Origin of the sequence: Paracoccus sp. IB05 (genome assembly GCF_016405985.1) — a bacterium.
In the GTDB taxonomy this organism is placed as follows: Bacteria; Pseudomonadota; Alphaproteobacteria; order Rhodobacterales; family Rhodobacteraceae; genus Pseudogemmobacter.
Genome location: NZ_JAEFCF010000085.1, coordinates 1 through 2,592 on the forward strand (window position 1 = coordinate 1; position 2,592 = coordinate 2,592).

General features: G+C 58.8%; 2 protein-coding genes and 1 pseudogene. All 3 read right to left on the reverse strand.

Going from position 1 to position 2,592, the window contains the following annotated elements; all coding sequences use genetic code 11:
- Nucleotides 1-411 precede the first annotated feature (411 nt).
- Nucleotides 412-1,629: a site-specific integrase gene (locus JC607_RS25090; RefSeq protein WP_198839430.1), complete on the reverse strand. Its 1,218-nt coding sequence runs from the start codon at nucleotides 1,627-1,629 to the stop codon at nucleotides 412-414.
- Between the two features lie 325 nt (nucleotides 1,630-1,954).
- Complete coding sequence (locus tag JC607_RS25095; protein ID WP_198839431.1) at nucleotides 1,955-2,134, reverse strand: helix-turn-helix domain-containing protein; 180 nt, start codon at nucleotides 2,132-2,134, stop codon at nucleotides 1,955-1,957.
- Between the two features lie 175 nt (nucleotides 2,135-2,309).
- Nucleotides 2,310-2,555 (reverse strand): annotated as a pseudogene (locus tag JC607_RS25735) (transposase domain-containing protein); the annotation flags it as partial.
- Nucleotides 2,556-2,592 lie beyond the last annotated feature (37 nt).

Genomic DNA, 2,592 nt, shown 5'->3' on the forward strand with positions numbered 1-2,592 from the left:
CCCGCTGACTCACAAACATGAATCCGCAGATCAGAGGAATAGCGCAACAAAGCCCTTGAGATCCGACATTTCTCATTCTCACAGATCATGCTTCGCTTTCCCTAACCATTAACACAGCCATAGACACCAAGGGTAGCCTCTAACCGCGCACCGTGACGCCCTAAGCCGTAGAACGAGATACTCTCACCCCCCCCTTCCTGGGAAAATCTCGCCCTCGACATCCTCGCCCGCCAATGCCCTTGCTCTTGCACCTCTGCGGAAACGGCCGGTTCGGGGTGGGAAGCTGTTCCCCAGCAGTCTTCTTGATGGGGAACAGAATTTTTCCCTTATAAATCAATCCTGTTCCCCATGTTCCCCGCGCTCCCCACACGAAAGGCCCGGCCAGACCTGTATTCAGCATGGCAGGTGGCACTAGTCGGGAAAGAACTCGCCCTCGACATTTTCTCCCGCCAAGGCGCGGGCGATCACATTCGATACCCGGTTCGCGGCAGAGACCAAGGCAGCATCGGCAACATGGGCATAGCGGGCGGTGACGCTGCCAGCGGCATGGCCAAGCAAACCGGCGATGGTCAGCTCGGAATAGCCGAGAGTGGCCGCAACGGCGGCAAAAGTATGACGCAGGGTGTGCGCCGACACACCTTCGATCCCAGCCTCGGCGCAGATACGCCCCAAGCACTTCGGCAATCCGACAAAATGGCCTTCGCCGCGATCCGCCGGAAAAACCCATGCATCCTTGCCCCAACTCATCCAGATGGGATCAAGCGCCGCCTTACCCGCCACCCTCATCTGAGCACCAGTCTTAGTGTCAGGCAGAGACACAAGGCTCTTCTCAGGGATGCAGTAGTGCCCCTTAAGCGTAAGGGCTTCGTTGCGGCGAAAGCCGGTCAACAACAGAAAGCGGATGGCGGATACACCAGAGGCAGGTTCAGCGGGGCTATCTTCCAGCACCTTCCCCAGAGCCTTCAGGTCATCGAAGGACAGGAAGCGGGTGCGCTTCCCGGTGGCATCCTTCTTCGCACCATCGGTGACGTTGCGGCTCAGGACATCAAGGCGCATGCCATGGTTGAGGATCGCACCGAGGATAACGAGGGCCCGGCTTGCCACGCCTTTGCCGCCGGTCGTGACACCGCCGCGTCCTTTCCGCTTCTTGGCCGTCTTACCGGCCGCGATGTCAGCCAGCATCTTGGTCACATCGGTATAGGTGAGAGAGACGGCATCGCGATGGCCCAGAAGAGGCTTGATGTGGGTCTCGATCTGGCTGGTGTTGGCCAGGTAGGTATTCTCCTTCCAGCCCCCCTTCATGTCAGCGACGAAGCGATCCGCGAGCTCTGCCACCTTCATGTTCTTGCGCGCGGCCTTGCGGTCGGTGGAAGGATCGCCGCCCTTAGCAACTTCAGCCAGCGCCTTGATGGCTTCCTTGCGTGCTTCATCCGGGGTGATGGTGCCCACCCGGGCGATGACCATCTTGCGAGCGGCGCCAGAGCGGGTGCGATATTTCAGAATGAAGCTGGCAGTGCCGTTGGGCATCATGCGGACACCGAAACCGGCCAGCGACGAGTCCCAGAGATAGGTCTCGCGGCTGGGATCAGGGGCCATCGCATCGACGGCAGATTTCGTGATTTTGGGCATGTCTATTCTCCTGTGCTTTAGTTCCGTGGAACCACGGCGGAACCAGATCAGGACAAGCTGGCGCATATCGCCGCAAACCCGATCAAGCTCACACAGTCGACAATACCCTATGCAGATCAATAAGTTGCCCAACCCACGCAAGCGCGGACAAGCCCAGACAAACCCGTGCAAATCTATGTGGCGATAATTCGTAATGATGGGGTCGGGGGTTCGAGTCCCTTCAGCGGCACCAGTTTCCAAAGAAAATCCGCGCATCCTCAATGGGTTGCGCGGATTTCTTATTTCCCAATCCCCCCTTGTACCCCCTGACCTTGCCCGGCTGGCGTCAGTTGGATTCGATAAGGCTGCTGGCAGGAACGCCGAAGGCTAGCGCGATCCTCCAGATATTGTCGAGGGAGATGTTCTGCTCCGAGCGCTCCACCGCGCTCAGATAGGTGCGGTGGAGGCCAGCTTCTGCTGCAAGAAATTCCTGTGACCAGCCCCGCTCAGCCCGCAGCAGCCGCATGTTGCGGGCAAGGGTATCGCGGAGGGGGCTTTTTCGGTGCGTTTCACACCTCAGTCATTGAGGCTTGCCGGTTTTAACGCGACCTGCTTTAAGAGACAAAATGCACCCAGCGCACCGGGTGCGAAAACGTGAGGACGACATGCACAGTAAGCGGTGCGTGAACGCCGCCGGGCTTTCAGGTTGACGGCTTCTGGAAGGCCCAAGGCATGAGGTCGTCGATGCGCGACGCGGGGTAGCCGTTGGCGATGTCGGTCATGGTTTCGCGCAAGTAGGCGTAGGGGTCGATGGCGTTCAGCTTGCAGGTTTCGATCAGCGATGCCATGCGCGCCCAGGTTCGGCCGCCCTCGTCATGACCGGCGAAGAGTGCGTTTTTGCGATTGAGTGTTATGGGTCTGATGGTGTTTTTGAATAGCCCCGAGTTTCTTAGACGCCTTCACGTCTCATCATCTGCTCTCGTT